At 46.3% G+C, this 17,706-nt stretch carries 13 protein-coding genes, 1 pseudogene and 1 other annotated feature; of the genes and pseudogenes, 11 read left to right on the top strand and 3 right to left on the bottom strand.

What is annotated here, in order from left to right; all coding sequences use genetic code 11:
* Nucleotides 1-56: 56 nt before the first annotated feature.
* From fabF to LCF57_RS07780, 3 genes are all read left to right on the top strand, one after another.
* On the top strand, nucleotides 57-1,295 hold the full coding sequence (gene fabF, locus LCF57_RS07770) for a beta-ketoacyl-ACP synthase II (protein ID WP_226000171.1): 1,239 nt from the start codon (nucleotides 57-59) through the stop codon (nucleotides 1,293-1,295).
* Nucleotides 1,296-1,539: 244 nt separating this feature from the next.
* Nucleotides 1,540-2,493 carry a helix-turn-helix transcriptional regulator gene (locus tag LCF57_RS07775; RefSeq protein WP_226000213.1) on the top strand — a complete coding sequence of 318 codons (954 nt, stop codon included), beginning with the start codon at nucleotides 1,540-1,542 and terminating at the stop codon, nucleotides 2,491-2,493.
* Nucleotides 2,494-2,605: 112 nt separating this feature from the next.
* Nucleotides 2,606-3,346, top strand: a complete 741-nt coding sequence (locus tag LCF57_RS07780; protein WP_226000172.1) for a zinc ribbon domain-containing protein — start codon at nucleotides 2,606-2,608, stop codon at nucleotides 3,344-3,346.
* Between the two features lie 104 nt (nucleotides 3,347-3,450).
* Here LCF57_RS07780 and LCF57_RS07785 read toward each other — a convergent pair whose 3' ends face one another.
* Nucleotides 3,451-4,653 carry an MFS transporter gene (locus LCF57_RS07785; protein WP_226000214.1) on the bottom strand — a complete coding sequence of 401 codons (1,203 nt, stop codon included), beginning with the start codon at nucleotides 4,651-4,653 and terminating at the stop codon, nucleotides 3,451-3,453.
* Nucleotides 4,654-4,850: 197 nt separating this feature from the next.
* Between LCF57_RS07785 and LCF57_RS07790 the strand changes: the two genes are divergently transcribed.
* Nucleotides 4,851-5,438 (top strand): TetR/AcrR family transcriptional regulator, encoded by a 588-nt coding sequence (locus LCF57_RS07790; RefSeq protein WP_226000173.1) that lies wholly within the window; start codon nucleotides 4,851-4,853, stop codon nucleotides 5,436-5,438.
* A gap of 281 nt (nucleotides 5,439-5,719) precedes the next feature.
* On the opposite strand, the pseudogene LCF57_RS07795 reads toward LCF57_RS07790, so the two are convergent.
* Nucleotides 5,720-6,903, bottom strand: a pseudogene (locus tag LCF57_RS07795) (aminotransferase class I/II-fold pyridoxal phosphate-dependent enzyme).
* Nucleotides 6,904-6,945: 42 nt separating this feature from the next.
* Nucleotides 6,946-7,184: a binding site (T-box leader), on the bottom strand.
* A 171-nt stretch (nucleotides 7,185-7,355) separates the two neighbouring features.
* Between LCF57_RS07795 and LCF57_RS07800 the strand changes: the two are divergent.
* Nucleotides 7,356-8,066: a DUF1361 domain-containing protein gene (locus LCF57_RS07800; RefSeq protein ID WP_226000174.1), complete on the top strand. Its 711-nt coding sequence runs from the start codon at nucleotides 7,356-7,358 to the stop codon at nucleotides 8,064-8,066.
* 54 nt (nucleotides 8,067-8,120) lie between these two features.
* On the opposite strand, the gene LCF57_RS07805 is transcribed toward LCF57_RS07800, so the two are convergent.
* Entirely contained in the window at nucleotides 8,121-9,050 is a 930-nt protein-coding gene (locus LCF57_RS07805; RefSeq protein WP_226000175.1) for an ArsR/SmtB family transcription factor, read from the bottom strand.
* A gap of 507 nt (nucleotides 9,051-9,557) precedes the next feature.
* Between LCF57_RS07805 and LCF57_RS07810 the strand changes: the two genes are divergently transcribed.
* The 6 genes from LCF57_RS07810 to LCF57_RS07835 all read left to right on the top strand — a co-directional run bounded on the left by LCF57_RS07810 (nucleotide 9,558) and on the right by LCF57_RS07835 (nucleotide 17,598).
* The gene (locus LCF57_RS07810; protein ID WP_226000176.1) at nucleotides 9,558-10,901 is read left to right on the top strand and encodes an ABC transporter substrate-binding protein; all 1,344 of its coding nucleotides are present in this window, start codon (nucleotides 9,558-9,560) and stop codon (nucleotides 10,899-10,901) included.
* Nucleotides 10,902-10,992: 91 nt separating this feature from the next.
* The gene (locus LCF57_RS07815; RefSeq protein WP_226000177.1) at nucleotides 10,993-11,883 is read left to right on the top strand and encodes a carbohydrate ABC transporter permease; all 891 of its coding nucleotides are present in this window, start codon (nucleotides 10,993-10,995) and stop codon (nucleotides 11,881-11,883) included.
* Nucleotides 11,884-11,910: 27 nt separating this feature from the next.
* Nucleotides 11,911-12,753 carry a carbohydrate ABC transporter permease gene (locus LCF57_RS07820; protein ID WP_226000215.1) on the top strand — a complete coding sequence of 281 codons (843 nt, stop codon included), beginning with the start codon at nucleotides 11,911-11,913 and terminating at the stop codon, nucleotides 12,751-12,753.
* Between the two features lie 81 nt (nucleotides 12,754-12,834).
* Nucleotides 12,835-14,241 carry an arabinan endo-1,5-alpha-L-arabinosidase gene (locus LCF57_RS07825; RefSeq protein WP_226000178.1) on the top strand — a complete coding sequence of 469 codons (1,407 nt, stop codon included), beginning with the start codon at nucleotides 12,835-12,837 and terminating at the stop codon, nucleotides 14,239-14,241.
* Nucleotides 14,242-14,281: 40 nt separating this feature from the next.
* Nucleotides 14,282-15,253, top strand: coding sequence for a family 43 glycosylhydrolase (locus LCF57_RS07830; protein WP_226000179.1), 972 nt, complete (start codon nucleotides 14,282-14,284; stop codon nucleotides 15,251-15,253).
* 257 nt (nucleotides 15,254-15,510) lie between these two features.
* A complete protein-coding gene (locus LCF57_RS07835; protein WP_226000180.1) occupies nucleotides 15,511-17,598 on the top strand; it encodes a class I SAM-dependent methyltransferase in 2,088 nt (695 codons plus the stop codon).
* Nucleotides 17,599-17,706 lie beyond the last annotated feature (108 nt).

A 17,706-nucleotide genomic window follows, 5' to 3' on the forward strand; every position in this document is an offset into this window, starting at 1 on the left:
AGTGAGGGTAAAATGAGGATCATAAGTAAGCTATCGAGCAGGAGGAATGATTAGCGATGCAAAGAGTAGTGATAACAGGTATGGGTGTCGTGTCGCCACTGGGCAATGAAGTGGACACGCTGTGGAAAAATTTGCTGGAAGGCCATTCAGGCATACGTAAAATTGATACCTTCGAAGTGTCCGATATGAAAGCGCAAATCGCCGGGCTGGTGCAGGATTTTGATGCAGAAAAGCAATGGGGACGTAAGGATGCCAGACGAATGGATCGGTTTACTCAGTTTGCATTGTATGCGGCAGAGCAAGCGCTGAAGGATTCTGCGCTGGATCTGGATCATATCAATCTGGAGCGTATCGGGGTCTATGTGGGATCAGGAGTCGGCGGTTTGGACACGTTGGTGGACAATGTAGAAGTGATGCTTAACCGTGGTCCGGGCAGAGTTAGCCCAACACTGGTGCCGATGATGATCTCCAATATGGCTGCTGCTCAAATTAGTATCGCGTTCGGAGCAATGGGTCCTACTATGTCGCCCGTTACAGCGTGCTCTATCGGGAATACTGCGATTGGCGAAGCATTTCGGACCATTCGTACAGGGGACGCGGATGTCATTTTTGCCGGTGGAGCAGAAGCGGCAGTCAATCGGTTAGCCTTGGCCAGCTTCTCTAATGCGACTGCCTTGTCAACACGCAACGAGGAGCCTTCAATTGCAAGCCGACCGTTCGATCAGGACCGGGATGGCTTTGTCATGAGCGAAGGCGCAGGCATTCTGGTACTGGAGTCGCTGGAACATGCTGTCCAGCGCGGTGCACGAATCTATGGTGAGGTCATCGGCTATGGAGCCAGCTCGGATGCCTATCATATGGTTGCACCGCATCCCGAAGGAACCGGGGCTTATCTGGCAATGAAAGCGGCCCTTCATTCGGCCCGTATCACTCCTGAGGATGTTGATGTGATCAGCGCTCATGCAACGAGTACATCGGTGGGAGATATAGCTGAGACCCATGCGATCCACAAGCTATTTGGCGACTATGCCTACCAAATTCCTGTGACTGCGAATAAGTCCATGCTGGGTCATATGCTGGGAGCTGCAGGCGGTGTCGAAGCGATTGCGCTGGTACAAAGTCTGCGGGAGGGTATCATTCCGCCAACGATTCATCTGGACAACCCGGACCCGGTCTGCGATCTGGATTATGTGCCTCACAAAGCGCGCAAAGCATCATTAAATATCGGGCTATCCAATTCATTCGGCTTCGGCGGTCATAATGCGGTCATTGTGCTGAAGCGCTACGAATCATAAATGTAATGAGTGGTTGAAACCTCAGGTATTTATCCAGCTGGATAAATACCTGAGGTTTTTTATTCGAGAAACAACAGATTCATTTTAGATAAGAGATAGAGTAATATGAAGGAAAACAGTTGAAGGAACGGAAGTTAGGCTTTGAAACCTATGGTATAGAAAAGAATGCGCTGGTATATCACGGTCAGGGATATGATGAGGAGCTAATGGCTTATTATTATTAATGGTGAAAGGTTTTGAAAAGATGAAAATTGACCGATTGCTTTCTATCGTCATTTTGCTGCTGCAAAGAAATAGAGTGCAAGCGAAGGAACTGGCCGATAAGTATGAGGTTTCAATACGGACGATCTACAGAGATATTGAAGCGATCAGCATGGCTGGTATTCCGGTGGTGACCTTTCAGGGAGCCAATGGGGGAATCGGCTTGATGGAAGGATACCGTCTGGATCGCAGTATGCTGACGGATCTTGATATAAAGGATATTGTGATGGGTCTGCAGAGCATATCCTCGTCGTTGGGTGGCCCCAATGTGTCACGGTTGCTTAACAAATTCGAGAGCATTATACCAGAGTCCGGAAGGGAACAATTTAGTGTCCGTGCTGCTCAGTTCATCGTTGATCATTCCGGATGGGGAAATCAGGCTGCGCAGGAAGGTAAATTGATAAAGGTGAAGGAAGCAATGAGCCAGGCGCGCACTGTCGCTTTTACCTATCGAAATGCGGAAGGAGTAATCACGAAGCGGGATGTCGAACCGCATACGCTCGTTCTGAAAGGACAGCAATGGTTTGTGTATGCTTACTGTTCCGACAAGGAGCAGTTTCGTTTGTTCAAGCTTTCCCGGATGAGTGACCCTGTCGTGACAGAGACGGCTTTTACCCGCAAGGATCTTTCCTATGAAATACTTCCATGGAATGAAGGGCGGATGGCAGCAGCCAGAGCTGTACAGCCGTTTACATTACAATTTAACCGCAATTCAAGACATCTGGCGGAAGACTGGTTTGGCGTGGAAGCATTGCACGAGCAGGAGGAGGGGATCTATACGGTTTCGGTCCCGTTTCCCGAGGATGCGTGGGCATACGGATTTATTCTCAGCCTGGGACCGGATGTGGTTGTCAAAGAACCGATCCATTTGCGAGACAAGATTCGGGAGATGGCGCTGCGTATTGCGTCTAATTATGAAGAGGGCCCGGAATTATAAAGGAATTCTTACTAGATATTCTAGGCTAAAGCAAAACAAACCTGACTGATAGCTGTCAGGTTTGTTTCGTTATACTGGTGGCATATCAGTTAGCGAAAGGGGATTGACAGAAATGGATAAAGCTTGTCAAAGCTGCGGGATGCCGCTGGAGCATGAGGAGCAATATGGGACAGATGCACAACATGGTAAAACGGATGAGTATTGCAAGTATTGTTACAAGGAAGGTGTATTTGTACAGCCTGACTTGACTATGGAGGAGATGATTCAACAGTGTGTGTCTATCCTGGTAGAGGAGGGAATGCAGGCAGAAGAGGCGACTTCGATGCTGCGCAATCACCTGCCGAATTTGAAGCGATGGCGCACTTTAGAAGATACTGAACTTCAAATTGATGGGCCCATTCGGGAGGAATACCGGGGTGATATCCATTTAATCGGGCTTAAAGCACGTACAAGTAATCTAAAGGAACAAACATCCCACGGGATCATTCCAGCCATGTGGGAACGTTTTTGGGCTGAGGGTGTGCCTGATCGGATCAGAGGCCGCGAAGGACAAGCTTCTGTATACGGCTGTTACACCGACTATGAAAACGGTGCTTTGGGCGAGTACACTTTTTTTATCGGGAAGGAAGCGGCTGCGGATTCACAAACTCCTGATGATCTTGAGGAACTCGTCATTCCGGCTGCACGCTACGCTGTTTTCCAGGCAACCCAAGAGCCTTCTTCTGTATTCCGTGTATGGCAGACTATCTGGCAGTGGGCTGCCACGGGACATTCGGAGCGGACATACACAGGTGACTTTGAAGTGTATGGCAGCCCGGATGAGCCTGTTTTGATTTACATTGCGATTAAGTGATGAATTTTGAGTGACAGAGAGAACCGCCCGGCCATGATTTGTGGAGGGCGGCTTTTTTGATACTTTAAACCCATAGTATGAGCTGTTCAAGGCACTATAGCTGTTCAAGACGAATGGCGGGTTACCGCCCAAAAGATAAGAGCCAGAGCGCTGACACCAGCTCCCAATAGACATACCCCGTTCCACCCGGCATAGGTGTAAATATGAGTCGAGGCAATGGCTCCGGTGGCGCTGCCAATCGAATAAAATATCATATAGCCTGCGGTAAGTCGACTGCGTGCCTCGGGGCGAACGTTGAAAATCATGCTCTGATTGGTGACATGTACGGCCTGAACGGCCAAATCAAGCAGGATTACGCCAAGCACCAAAGCAACCAGAGAATACTCGGTATAGCTGATTGGCAGCCAGGATAGCAATAGCAGTGCCAGCGCTATACCCGTTGTTCGTTGTCCCAGACCTTGATCGGCAAGACGTCCAGCGCGTGCAGCTGCTAAAGCCCCTGCGACTCCAGCCAGGCCAAAGGCTCCGATGGCAGTATGTGAAAGAGAGATTGGGGGAGCACTGAGAGGCAACACAAGCGAAGTCCACAATATGCTGAATGCCGTGAAAATAAGCAGCGCAAGGACAGCACGAATGCGCAGAATTCGTTCTTGCACAAATAGTACGAGAACCGAACGAAGTAGCTGCGGATAGGAAAGCGTCGTACCTTTAGGTTCATGTTTCGGCAGCACCCGAAATAGAACTATAGCTATCAACAGGGTCAGTATAGCAGAAACGAGGTAAACGGTACGCCAGCCAGCGAGATCAGTCAACACACCAGCCACGGTTCGCGCCAGTAAAATACCGATCACCACTCCGCTTGTCACCAAACCTACGATTCGTCCACGTTCGGCCGGGGCGGCCAAAGTTGAAGCGAACGCGACAAGCGTCTGGGTTACTACAGCCAGCATTCCAACTGCTGCCATGCTTAGGAGCAGCAGAGTGCGGCTGGGAGCCAGGCTGACCGCGATTAACGCCAGTACAGATAGCAGCATTTGTCCTGTGATCAATCGCCGCCGATTCAAAAGATCGCCGAGCGGGACGAGTAGCAGCAGTCCCAACGCATAACAAATTTGCGTGACCGTAATGACCAAACCTACCGATGAAGGCGTAATACCAAATTCGTTGGCAATCGCATCCAGCAATGGCTGCGCATAATAAATGTTGGCGACAGCCAGCCCACAGGCTATGGCAAACAGGAGTGCTACTGAGCTGGACATGGATTGAGTGGCAACAGATTGCATAGGTCTGACTTCTGACATCTTCATTTCATACATCACGTCACTTTCTAGTCTCATTACATACCGATAAGTAAAATATACTGATTGGTACATAATAATTTTAGGCCAATATAACTCGTATTCCAGTGAGATGTCAAGCATTTATCATATGCTTATTTGACAGCTGTTGCTGGTGATCATACAATCTTAATATACTGAACGATACGAAAAAGAAGGGATTACTTATGGTTCGACCACGGGAATTTGATGAGGAACAGGCATTGGATGCAGCAATGCAAATTTTTTGGGAAAAAGGGTTCGAGGCCACGTCTTTAAGCGATTTGACCACCAAAATGGGAATTCAGCGCCCCAGCATTTACGCTGCATTTGGGGACAAAAAGCAATTATTTGAAGCTGCGCTGCGTAAATATACACAATCTCATGCTGCTCGTGTGCGCGCTAAGCTGCAAAGTCGTTCATCTGTAAAAAAAGCTTTTTATCTTTTTTTTACAGGAGTTGTGGCGGAAGAATATGAGGGCGACTCTAACCGGGGATGCTTTTGCGTCAATACGATGGTCGAATTAGCCCCTCATGATGAAAAATTTGAAGTTTTGACCAGAGAGCATCAGATGTACCTGTCTGCCGTCTTTCAGGAAGCCATCGAACGTGGTATACGATCCGGGGAGCTGGAGACTACTTTGGATGCACGAGCTCTGGCCCATACGATGGTCTCTTTGTTAATCGGGATTACCGTGATGATGAAATCACGCCCAGCGCGTTCTTTTGTGGATCAGGCGGTTGCAACTTTACTTCTATTACTGGATGGAAAATAAGATATAAAGCCATATGAAAAGTCCCCAACAGGAGGTGTACGATGCTGGTGAAGCTGATAAATAAAATCCCGAGGGGTTGGCTTGTATTTCTGTATAAGCATACGCCGTTCACCCGATTGAAAAATGCATTGGTGTATCCGACCAAGCTCCGAAATCTCCGACATTTGTTATTGCCGTGTAGGGGAATGGCCGGAAGGTTTGCCAGCACACCAGAAAAAGCTTATTCAGGACCTACTGAAGTAGTTTTCATTCAGTGTTTGTGTTCATTTATGAAGGGCTGATTACAGGCGTTTCAAGAATTTGCCGATGCGCTCCAAAGCGATTTCCAGCTGTTCTTGTGACGATGCGTACGAGCAGCGGATAAAGCCCTCACCGCCCGGGCCGAATGCGGAACCGGGTACAGTAATGACCCCCTCTTCTTCCAGCAATCGCTTGGCAAACTGCTCTGAGCTTAATCCCGTGTGCATAATGGAAGGAAAAGCGTAGAAGGCACCTTTCGGTTCATGACAGGGCAGTCCGGTCTGACATAGATTTTCAACGAACCATTTTCTGCGCAGATTGTAAGATTCCATCATACGATCTTTTTCCTCCAGCCCATTGCGCAGGGATTCAATGGCAGCAATTTGCCCGATAATAGGAGCGCACATGGCGGTATATTGGTGAATCTTCAGCATGGCGGCGATTAACTCTCTTGGACCGCATACATAACCGACCCTCCAGCCAGTCATTGCAAATGCTTTGGAAAAACCGCTGATAAGCAGGGTCCGCTCCTTCATTTCCGGCAGAGCAGCGAAGCTTACATGCCGCTGTCCGTAGGTCAGTTCAGCATATATCTCATCGGATATTACAACCAGATTATGCTCCTCAACCAGGCGGGCAAGGGTAGCCAATCCTCATAGGTCATGATCCCGCCAGTCGGGTTGTTCGGATAACAGAGAATGAGCACTTTGGATCGCGGGCTCAGCTTGGCCTTAAGCGCCTCTGCTGTCAGCTTGAATTGCTGGTCAGCAGAGGCTTCGACCATTATGGTATGCCCTCCACCCAGAAACGCAATAGGTGCATACGAAATATAGCAGGGAGCCGGAATGAGTATTTCATCCTGCTCTGTAATCAGGGCACGTAGTGCCAAATCCAGTGCTTCACTGCTGCCGATGGTGACCATGATTTCATTTGTCGGGTCGTAGGACGTGTTAAAGCTGCTTTCCAGATATCCAGCAATCTCCTCACGAAGCTCGGGAAGACCGGCATTGGGTGTGTATGAGGTTTTTCCATTTTCGAGAGCTGTGATACAGGCCTTTCTGACATGCAGAGGGGTCACAAAGTCCGGTTCACCGACCCCAAGCGAAACGATATCATTTCTGCCCGCACTATATTCAAAAAACTTACGAATGCCTGAAGGCGGCATTGCTCGTACAGCTGGAGTCAAAAAATCGGTTATAGATGCTATTGTCGACACGTTAATCATGTTGATTTCCTCCTTTTTAAAAAACAAAAAAACCCGCCCCTGTAAAGGGACGAGTTTATACCCGTGTTACCACCCTAGTTTCATTCCATACGAAATGACACTCTGTTCACGTATCCATCAATACGTGTTCCAGTTAACGCTGGAAAGGCGGCAGAGCTTACTTCAGGTTCAGCCCGCTTCTCGGAGATGGCGTTCGGCTACCCTCGGAATGTTGGCTTTCACCTGCCCCAACTCTCTGCAAATCCGCTGTATAGCTTACTCGTTCTCGTCATTGAAATTTGTTGCCGTATCAAGTTAGGTGTAATTATAAGCACAACATTTCAGGATGGCAAGTCTTTTTTATAAAATGCAGTGCCAGCAGGATTATCATTGACGATTGGAAAATTACGTATATAGTGATATGAGAGGGCTTAAGACGTATATACGTATACATAGACGGAGGAGGCAAAAGTTTGCTGTTTACAGGGAAGGGGTACAAGTTGCCCGCTTTGTTAGGGATACTGCTTTTAGCAACGTTGGGGTGCTTTGGGCTCATTGTGTATTTACAGTCTGCAAGTGGGACGAAGATGTATCATTTTTTGTACTGGGATGTATTCCTGGCGTGGGTTCCGGTCTTTATTACACTAGTAATAATGGCTTTATCCAGATTGGAAAATGTGAGAATCAGACGGGTTCTTATGTTACTTAGTGGATTAATACGGTTGTTTTTTCTGCCGAATGCACTATATCTACTAACGGAGTTATTGCATGCGTTCCGTTTTTACAAGGTGAGTCCAGACTCGCGTTTTTGGTTGGACACCTCATTTTGGTTGATCTTATTTACGTCTTTTTCGGCAGCAGGGCTTGGTCTTTTTCTTACTTCCCTCTGTGTATGGAACATCCACCGAATGCTGCAAAAAGCTTGTAATGGCTGGCTTGCGTGGGGCATCATTTTTATTTTGCTGTGGCTGGCCAGCGTGGGCGTATATATCGGCAGATTTGCTCGCTGGAATAGCTGGGATGCGATGTTAAAGCCCTTGGTCATCCTTACAGATGTTTGGAAATGGGTGAGCCTGGCAGGGGCAAGACAGCATTTGCTGTCCTTTAGCTGGCTGGTGTTTGGGATTACGGTCATTTTTTATCTAATGATGTATATCGCTTTAAGCGAGGAGAAGGACCTATAGGCCGAGGACACGTATTGAATGCATACGGTCTTCGGCCTTATTGCATGTGGCGAGCTAGTCGCTATCGTGGTCTTCAGCATGTACATCATAAAGCACGCGCACGAGCAAATCCTGACTAAAATTGCCGAATCTTTTGCCGAAAATGGTGAGGCCCCCTTTGTTCTCCGACTGATCGGATACGGATAAACGGAGTGTAATGTCGCTTTTATAGTCAAGGCCAATATCGTCTATTGTGACTTCTGATATACGGCAACCGTCAATGAAGCTGCCATGCTGATTGATGCGAATTAATTTGAGCATGCCATATTGATTCAAATGCGGTGGCCACCAATCGGGATTCAAGACTCCCGGTACTTCTCCAAAATCACCGGCGCTGGTCCAGTGCCCAATAGGGATACCATTGACATGAAAACAAATGTCAGAAGGATATTCCTCACAATATCCCGGTGCTTCCGAGCCCAGCTCTGCTGAGAATTGAATTTCTTTAAAGGATTGATTCGCTTTCAGATAGTTGGGGATGCGGTATTCCAAAAAGCCTTCGGCCATCCAGATCATTTCCGACTCCAGCCGTCCGGGATCTGCGAAATAGCGTGGATCGTCAAAATCGCCGATAATGCTGTCTCGGGTCACCAATCCGCAAGTGGGGACCGCTTGGTAGTTACTATAGTGACCAATGCGAATCTCCACCTCATACACATTTTTTTGCTCTCTGCTGCGCAGATCTACCATTAGCTTTTCCTTATTCAAATAGCACATTTTTCGGGTACCATGTTTACCGCTCACTGTGTTAATTTCCACAAGGCCGCATTCTTCCAGTTTGCGAATATGCATCGTAATGGTACCGTTGCTCAAATGGAGCTTGTTAGCGATATCGTTCATACTTTGTCCTTGATAGGCAAGTAACTCGAGTATTTGAATGCGAATTTCTGAGCCTAGTGCTTTGAAAATGTCTAACCCAGACATTAAGTCCTTAATATAAATCATAGCTATATACCTTCCTTATCTATAAAATATGTAATGTAAGCGCTTATATTTTTACTTTGATTTATGTTAAAATAAAATCAGAAAGAAGTAAACTGCTTTTCTGTAAATTATTTTTACTAAAAAAGAGAGGAGCAAAATAGGCTCAAAAAATAAAATTATTTCCGAAAACGAATCGTATTTAAGTTATTTATTTGATTTTTGTAATATAAATAAACTTGAATACGTATTTATTTTGCTTTTCATGCAGTTCAAATCAAAGTTTTATATTTATTTAAAAAGATTTGTAAATGCATTGACGAACTGTAGAAGGGCGTGCTATATTTTGTTTGTAAACTAATTCATTATTGATAAAGAAAAATGTTAATTATATGGTGCATGAGAGGGATGATACTCACAGCGGCAATGAACAACAGTTTATGTACCGCACAAGTAAAAATAAAGCCGAGTCGTGCAAGATTATTTTAACACTAAATGTATGCGGTTTCATTTAATTTAGGAGGGGTCGCGATGAAAAAGAAAAAAGGTTTTGCGATAACAATGGTTGTTCTGTTATTAATGGTTGCTGCATTGGCTGGCTGTGGTGGAGGAAGCTCCAGTAGCGATGGAACCAAGGAATTGACGTTCATGTTCCGTGGGGGTACGGATGAGCAGAAGGCCTATAAGGATGTTATCAAGAAATTTGAAGAGGAACATCCTGGTGTGAAGGTTAAAATGGTCGTGACGGCAGCAGATCAATATGCTACAAAGCTTAGAGCTGCGATTACAGGAAATAATCTTCCAGATATCTTTTATTTTGCCCCTGGAGATTTGAAAGCTTATGTAAATAGTGGAGTGCTGAAGGATCTTACACCTTACATTGAGAAGAGCAAGGATATAAATCTGGATAACATTTGGAAATACGGTGTGGATTTGTATCGATATGACGGTAAAATGGCCGGTCAAGGAAATATTTACGGTATGCCAAAGGACTTGGGTCCATTCGCCTTGGGTTATAACAAAACCATGTTTGAAAAGGCTGGTCTTCCGGTACCTGATAAAGACAAACCATATACATGGGATGAGTTTATCAAGGTCAGTCAAGAGTTAACCAAGGATACAAATGGTGATGGCAAACCGGATCAGTATGGCACAGGTTTTAACGTTCAGTGGGCATTGCAAGCCTTTGTATGGAGCAATGGTGCAGATTGGCTAGACGCGAGCAAAACAAAAGTAACGGTTGATGATCCGAAATTTGCGGAAGCGCTTCAGTTCTTTGCCGATATGCAAAACAAATATAAAATTACGCCCGGCATCGAACAATCACAAACGCTGGACACATATCAACGCTGGATGAAGGGTGAAATGGCATTCTTCCCTGTAGGTCCTTGGGATATGAGTACGTTTGAAAAGCTGCCTTTTGAATATGATTTAATGCCGTACCCAGTTGGATCAACTGGCAAGCCGGCAACATGGATCGGCTCTTTGGGGATCGGTGTTTCTTCTAAAACAAGATACCCAGATGAAGCAGTTGAGCTGGTTAACTATTTGACCACTTCCAAAGAAGGTATGAAGCAGCTGGTTGATGCGAAGGTACAAATTCCGAATCTGCTGGATATGGCGGATGAGTGGTCGAAAGATACAAAAACCAAACCTAGTAATAAGCAGGAATTTATTGATATCGTAAATGACTATGGCCGTGCATTGCCAGGCAACTATACGTATAACGCGGAATGGTATGATATTTTCTTCACAGATATTCAGCCCGTACTGGACGGTAAAGTTACGGCGGCTGATTATGTGAAGCAGGAACAACCGAAGATGCAGAAACTGCTGGATACAGCGGTGGAGCAAGAGAAAAAATCACAGAAATAATACGTTAATAACGGATAGAGGATGATGTTAGTGGCTGATATCATGCTGCTGGCATCATCTTTATTCCAAATTAGAAACAGAGGTGAGCCCTGTGATAACCAAATCTAATCTCTATCGCAAAGAGAAGATATATGGATATTTATTTATCCTTCCTCCTATTCTCGGTTTGCTAATCTTTACGTTGTTCCCGTTTGTCTATTCGTTATACGGCTCTTTTACAGACTGGGACGGATTAGGACAAATGAACTTTATTGGTTTCGACAATTTTAAAGATTTATTTACCGATGAACTGTTTTACAAATCAATGTACAATACTCTTTTCTTAATGCTGGGTATTCCAATCGGTCTTGTGTTAGCCTTGCTGCTGGCACTGGGATTGAATCGCAAGATTCCAGGCACGACAACTTTTCGTGTGATTTATTATATTCCGGTTATTTCTTCCTTGGCTGCGGTTTCCATTATGTGGAACTGGGCATACAACGGAGACTACGGTCTGGTGAACCAATTCCTCGAATTGTTCGGTATTAAAGGTCCCAACTGGCTGATGGATAAGGATACAGTTAAGCCTGCCTTGATCCTTATGACGGTATGGAAGGGTCTTGGCTACACGATGTTGCTGTATTTGGCAGCCCTGCAAAGCGTATCTCGCTCTTATTATGAAGCAGCAGAGCTGGATGGAGCTAGCGGCTTTCAAATGTTCCGCAACATTACATGGCCAATGGTGAAACCGGTAACCTTTTTCCTAGTCGTAACCAATATCATTGGTGGTTCGCAGATCTTTACTGAAATGAACATTATGACACCTACAGGGGGTCCGGAATATTCATCCGCCTCAATCGTCTTCTATATTTGGGATAAGGCATTCAAAAACCTGCAAATGGGATATGCCTCCGCGATGGCTATGATTCTTGGCATCTTCATTTTTATCGTAACTTTGATTCAATTCAAAATGAATGAAAAATCGTCCTTTGATGGAGATTGATTTTCGCGGAAAGGAGTGAGTCTGATGATGTCCCATAGTCAAAGAACGAAAGTTACTAATATCACGATCTTTATTGCACTGGCCATTGGAGCGATTGTGATGATCGCGCCGCTGCTATGGATGCTGTCCACTTCGGTGAAGGAAAAGCAGGATGTCTTTGCACTTCCACCGGTATGGATACCAGAGGTGTTCCAGTTTAGCAAGTACAAGGAAATTTGGGAAGCAGGACCTCTGCTAAGCGGGATCAAGAACAGCGTGATTGTGGCTGTAAGTGTTACCGTGGTGGGTACCTTTACATCCAGCGTGGCTGCCTTTGCATTCGCAAAGCTGAGATTCCCTCATAAAAACAAACTGTTTCTTGCACTTATCGCATCTATGATGATTCCATATCCAACGGTTATGATTCCGCAGTTTATGATGTTTTCCAAGCTAGGTTGGGTAGATACGCTGTTGCCTCTGATTGTTCCCGGTTTGTTTGGGAATGTAGTTATGATCTTTTTCCTGCGGCAGTATTTGCTCAGTGTACCGGATGCCATTATCGAAGCAGCTAAAATTGACGGCAGCTCTTATTTCCGACTATATTCGTCCATTACGTTCCCGCTCATTAAGCCGGCAGTAGCGGCACAGCTTATTTTATGGTTCATGGGAATTTGGAACGATTATTTGGCACCGATTATCTACTTGAACTCACCAGAAACGCAGACATTGCAGCTGGTTATCGCGAATTTTAATGCGACTTATGCCATTCAGACAGACTATCCGCTTATTATGGCAGCTTCCATTATAGCGTTGTTACCTGTATTAATTATATTCTTGATCTTCCAAAAACAAATTATTGAATCAGTTGCCATTTCCGGTGTCAAAGGATAAGTGCGTCCATGGGAGTCACCGAGGAGCGATGGAAGACAGTCACGATATGTAATGAATAAAGGAAGGAGGAGAAGAACAATTATGGTTATGCTGCTCATGCTAGGCCTATCCGGCTGTGGGGATAACACCCCGGACCCAGTGTATCCGCAGGCTCCGCCTCCTGATCACTTGTATGATCAAAGTACGATAAACGATGAACAGCGCTGGACCATCAACAATGCACATGACCCGGCGATTATTAAAACAGATCAGGGCTATTATGTATTCTCGACGGATGTAAAGACGGGTGGAGAGCTGAGGCCGGGTGTCATGGTGCGCAAATCGACCGACCTGATTCACTGGAACTGGGTTCAGTATGCACTGCCCGGCATCCCCAAGGAAGCGGGAGCATGGTCATCAGCGACGAATCTGTGGGCACCGGACGTTATCAAGATGGGTGATACTTATCGAATGTATTACTCCGCCTCCACCTTTGGCAGCACACGGTCAGCTATCGGATTGCAGACATCCAGCTCGCCGGAAGGTCCTTGGAAGGATGAGGGGCTGGTTGTTAAAACGGATGAGCATGACAAACTGAATGCGATTGATGCCAATCCTGTGCTGGATGCGGAGGGGAATCCGTGGATGGTGTACGGCTCTTTTTTTGGCGGTATTTACATTACACCGCTTGATCCCCAGACGGGGAAGCTCAAAGAGTCCGGTTATGGGCAAAATATCGCTGCCAGAGATCGGGCAACTGAAGACGGTGCTGTGGAAGGGCCTTACATTGTGTACAATCCAACCTTCCGTAAATATTACTTGTTTGTCTCATATGATTCCTTGTTTGTCTCATATGATTCCTTGTTTGAGGATTACAATGTTCGCGTTGCCCGCTCGGATTTCATCACAGGACCGTACGTGGATATGAACGGACATGATATGGCAGATACCAGCTATTTACCTCAATACGAGATTGGCAACAAGATACTGGGCGGTTATCGATTCAGCGAAGGAGAAGGCTGGGTTGCGCCAGGTCATAATTCCGTCCTGAAGGATGGAGAGGATTATTATATGGTACATCATGCGCGGGGAGAGACGGATAAGAGCTGGCCGTACCTGCATGTACGCAAGATATTGTGGACGGCGGATGGCTGGCCTGTCGTATCACCGGAACGGTATGCAGGCGAAAAGGAGCAGGATATACCTCAAAGATTATTATCCGGCAGTTGGGAACGCATTGTGATGAAGCAGGAAGTGGACGGTCAGGTGGAGGCTGAACCACTCCGTCTGGAAGACGGAGGACGGGCAACCAGCGGAGTTCTTGAAGGCCAGTGGAGTTTTGATGGCAAGCGTACTTTAACAATGGATTGGAGCGATACATCCGAAGGAACCAAGGAGCAACTGTTACTGCTTCCTTCATGGGACTGGGAGCTGGGTCGCCATACGCTAGTTTTTACAGGTATGAACAATAAGGGAATTTCAATTTGGGGTAAGCATATCAGCGATTAAAGGTATGAACTACATATTACACATAGAGGAGAGAAAAACCATGAATCAACCTGTACCTTTTATTAATCCGGTCATTGAGCAACGGGCAGACCCTTGGATCTACAAGCACAGTGATGGATACTATTATTTTACCGGCTCCGTGCCGGAGTATGACCGCATTGAGGTTCGGCGGGCCCGTACCATTCAAGGTTTGAATACGGCAGAGCCTGTCGCAGTGTGGCACAAGTATGAAACAGGTCCATTAAGCGCGAACATTTGGGCACCGGAAATTCATTTTATTCATGATAAATGGTACATTTATTTTGCAGCAGCTCGTACAACAGAAACGAAGGAAGGTCTGTTCGACCACCGGATGTTTGTGCTGGAAAATGATTCTGCTAACCCTCTGGAAGGAGAATGGGTGGAGAAGGGACAGATCAAAACCCGATGGGAATCATTCGCTCTCGATGCGACAACCTTCCAGCATAATGGAGTGCTGTATTATGTGTGGGCTCAGAAGGACCCGGACATTGTCGGTAATTCCAATCTGTACATTTCTGAAATGAGTAATCCGTGGACGCTGCGTGGTGAGCAAGTGATGATCTCTACCCCTGAATATGATTGGGAGGTCATTGGTTTTAAGGTGAATGAAGGAGCTGCGGTTCTGAAACGGAACGGGCGGATCTTTATCAGTTATTCAGCCAGCGCGACTGACCACAATTATTGCATGGGTCTGCTGACTGCGGATGAGAATGCAGATTTACTCGATCCGAAATCGTGGACGAAGTCTCCTGTACCCGTATTCTGTACGAATGAGAAAACAGGTCAATTCGGACCAGGTCACAACAGCTTTACGGTTGCGCCTGACGGTAGCGATTTTCTCGTGTACCACGCTCGCAATTATAAGGAAATTACAGGCGACCCGTTGTATGATCCCAATCGTCATACACGCGTGCAGCCGTTGAACTGGAATGAAGATGGAACCCCTGACTTTGGTATTCCAGTACCAGACGGAGTACCCGTGGATAAATAAGAAGTATAGTATTGATGCATATAACAAGGTAAATAAGATATCTTCCAAGCTAAAGGCTAGGGGATATCTTTTTTTCATTCGTGAATGCAAAGGCAATTCTGTTTTGTTCATCATTTGATTGATAAAAATGTTTAATATTTTCCACGGGATGGAAACTGCAAATGTATGGTAAAGTGTAGTTTATAAAGGAATTTATCCAAGAGTTTTTTCCAAAGTCTCATGTGCATACCGAATCCGAATCACACGAGGTGAGAAAAATGCTGCAATCATTAAAAGCCATTGCTAACTATCGGAAAGAAAATGATCTGGCCTGGGATATGCCCACTTGGCTGAAGCTGCTTGTTTCGGCTGAGGAGCGTATTGTCAATCTGGAGCGCATCCGCTCCATAGGAGAGCTCAAGGATGCCAATCCTGTCCTGGATTATGTGGAGCGTACGCTGCTCATTTTGGACGGTCTCCCATTGTCTTTCTGGATTAAAGAGCTGCTGGAGGATGTGCTGGTATGGTCTGAGACGGCCAAAGGGGGTACAGGCCGTGAACGTCTGCGCTGGCAGCAGGAGGGCATTAATTTATTTGTACATAATATCGGCTCTTCCCAACTATATGTCAGACAGGCTCAAGCGGAGTCCCCTGCGTATCCGCGCAACAGCATGACCCGGATTTTGATTGAGACGCACGGACTTATCGGACAGTATATACGGGGCGAAATTCCTTTTTCGGAAAATCGGCCGTTGCTGGAAATTACTCGGAAGGGCTGGCTAAGCGCCGAGGAGCTGGAGCTTGTTTTACGCGCTCTGAACGAATGCATTATCGCCGGGGTAGATCCTGCTCTATGGGAGCAGGTACGGAGTGAAGTGGAGCAGTTGATCGGCTGGATCGCATGGGATAACGTGCCTGTGGTTTGGGGCGTAAAAGAACGGCTGCAGAGATTGCGGTCCGTTTCTATTCATGAAGGGGAGCCGTTTGAACAGGCTTACGAGGAGTTAAAGCGTGAGCTAAATGTGGAAAAGGCGCTTGCTCCGCTGGAGAATCGCACGCTTTGGTATGTAGAGTCAGCTTTGCAGGATTTTTCGCTTGAAGAGCTGGTAAAGGTGTTTTTGCTCGCGCTGAGAGAGGAAACGGGACAGGAGCAGCCAGCTACGGTACGTCATATCAGCTTTGAATCTCTCATGAACACGATGTATTATGATTATCGTGGTGTCAAGAAAATTAACATATACAAAAAACGAATGATTGAAAAATATCTGAGTGCGCTGTCCTGGCAGGATCTTTTAAAAGGAAAGCGGAAGCATAACCCTCATTTGAATGTGATCGTGGAGCATAAGGAGGAGCTGCCGAGTACTGTATTTTTTAATTTTGCATTTTCATCTGCGGCTGAGAAGCTGATTGACTTCTGTATTGAGGCAGAAAAAACGCCGCTGTATGATAAGGCCGTATTGCTGCTGTTCGATCTGTTTGGCTTACGGCGTGATGCTTATGATCGTTTTCATAATGAGGAAACGTATCTTACGGATATGAATCAGACTGTAGATTACAAAAGGGTCATTCTGGACTACGTGACCGGAACCCGTATTCTGGACATTGGACCTGGCGGGGGCGTGCTGCTGGATCTGATTGAGCAGGAAAGGCCGGATGCAAAGCCGCTGGGGCTTGATATCTCAGTGAATGTTATTGAAGCACTTAAACGGAAAAAGCAATTGGAGGGTCACCGTTGGGATGTGATCAAAGGGGATGCGCTCCGATTGGAGGAATTTGTAGAGACGGGGAGCATGGACACGGTCATTTTTTCTACCATTCTCCATGAACTGTATTCTTACATCGAACGAGATGGGACCCGGTTCAATCCGCAAACAGTGGAGGCTGCTCTGGAGAGCGCCTATCGTGTGCTGGCACCCGGCGGACGCATCATTATTCGTGACGGTATTATGACTGAACCGACAGAACAGCGCAGACGTATCCGATTCCTGGAGCCGGACGGGATGGAATGGCTGATGCGTTATGCCGAAGATTTTGCAGGTCGCCAACTTGAAATGGAGCGTGTGAGTGAGTCTGAGGCTGTATTGCCTGTGAACGATGCGATGGAATTTCTGTACACCTATACCTGGGGAGCAGAAGCCTATGTGCATGAAGTGCAGGAGCAGTTTGGTTATTTTACCCCTTCACAGTATGAGGAGTGTATTCGTAACACACTTGGATCACAGGCGATTATTCGGGTGAACCGCCACTATTTACAGGAGGGTTATACCAAGGCGTTGTCCAAGCGTGTTGAGCTAACAGACGAGCAGGGACAGCCGGTTCCTTTGCCAGACAGTACCTGTCTGATTGTGATTGAGAAGCCGCAATAGGGCTGGAATTATTAATAGTTGGAGTTGCTAGATATTTGTTGAACAAGAGGATGCCTTCTGATTTGCGCCATGCGCGATTAGAAGGCATTTTTAGAAAATAACGGAAGG

Source organism: Paenibacillus sp. BJ-4 (assembly GCF_020404765.1).
Classification (GTDB): domain Bacteria; phylum Bacillota; class Bacilli; order Paenibacillales; family Paenibacillaceae; genus Paenibacillus.

Excerpts from the sequence above, each read along its gene's own strand:
- fabF (WP_226000171.1), top strand. The coding sequence starts at position 57 with ATGCAAAGAGTAGTGATAACAGGTATGGGTGTCGTGTCGCCACTGGGC.
- LCF57_RS07775 (WP_226000213.1), top strand. The coding sequence starts at position 1,540 with ATGAAAATTGACCGATTGCTTTCTATCGTCATTTTGCTGCTGCAAAGA.
- LCF57_RS07780 (WP_226000172.1), top strand. The coding sequence starts at position 2,606 with ATGGATAAAGCTTGTCAAAGCTGCGGGATGCCGCTGGAGCATGAGGAG.
- LCF57_RS07785 (WP_226000214.1), bottom strand. The coding sequence starts at position 4,653 with ATGAAGATGTCAGAAGTCAGACCTATGCAATCTGTTGCCACTCAATCC.
- LCF57_RS07790 (WP_226000173.1), top strand. The coding sequence starts at position 4,851 with ATGGTTCGACCACGGGAATTTGATGAGGAACAGGCATTGGATGCAGCA.
- LCF57_RS07805 (WP_226000175.1), bottom strand. The coding sequence starts at position 9,050 with ATGATTTATATTAAGGACTTAATGTCTGGGTTAGACATTTTCAAAGCA.
- LCF57_RS07810 (WP_226000176.1), top strand. The coding sequence starts at position 9,558 with ATGAAAAAGAAAAAAGGTTTTGCGATAACAATGGTTGTTCTGTTATTA.
- LCF57_RS07820 (WP_226000215.1), top strand. The coding sequence starts at position 11,911 with ATGTCCCATAGTCAAAGAACGAAAGTTACTAATATCACGATCTTTATT.
- LCF57_RS07825 (WP_226000178.1), top strand. The coding sequence starts at position 12,835 with ATGGTTATGCTGCTCATGCTAGGCCTATCCGGCTGTGGGGATAACACC.
- LCF57_RS07830 (WP_226000179.1), top strand. The coding sequence starts at position 14,282 with ATGAATCAACCTGTACCTTTTATTAATCCGGTCATTGAGCAACGGGCA.
- LCF57_RS07835 (WP_226000180.1), top strand. The coding sequence starts at position 15,511 with ATGCTGCAATCATTAAAAGCCATTGCTAACTATCGGAAAGAAAATGAT.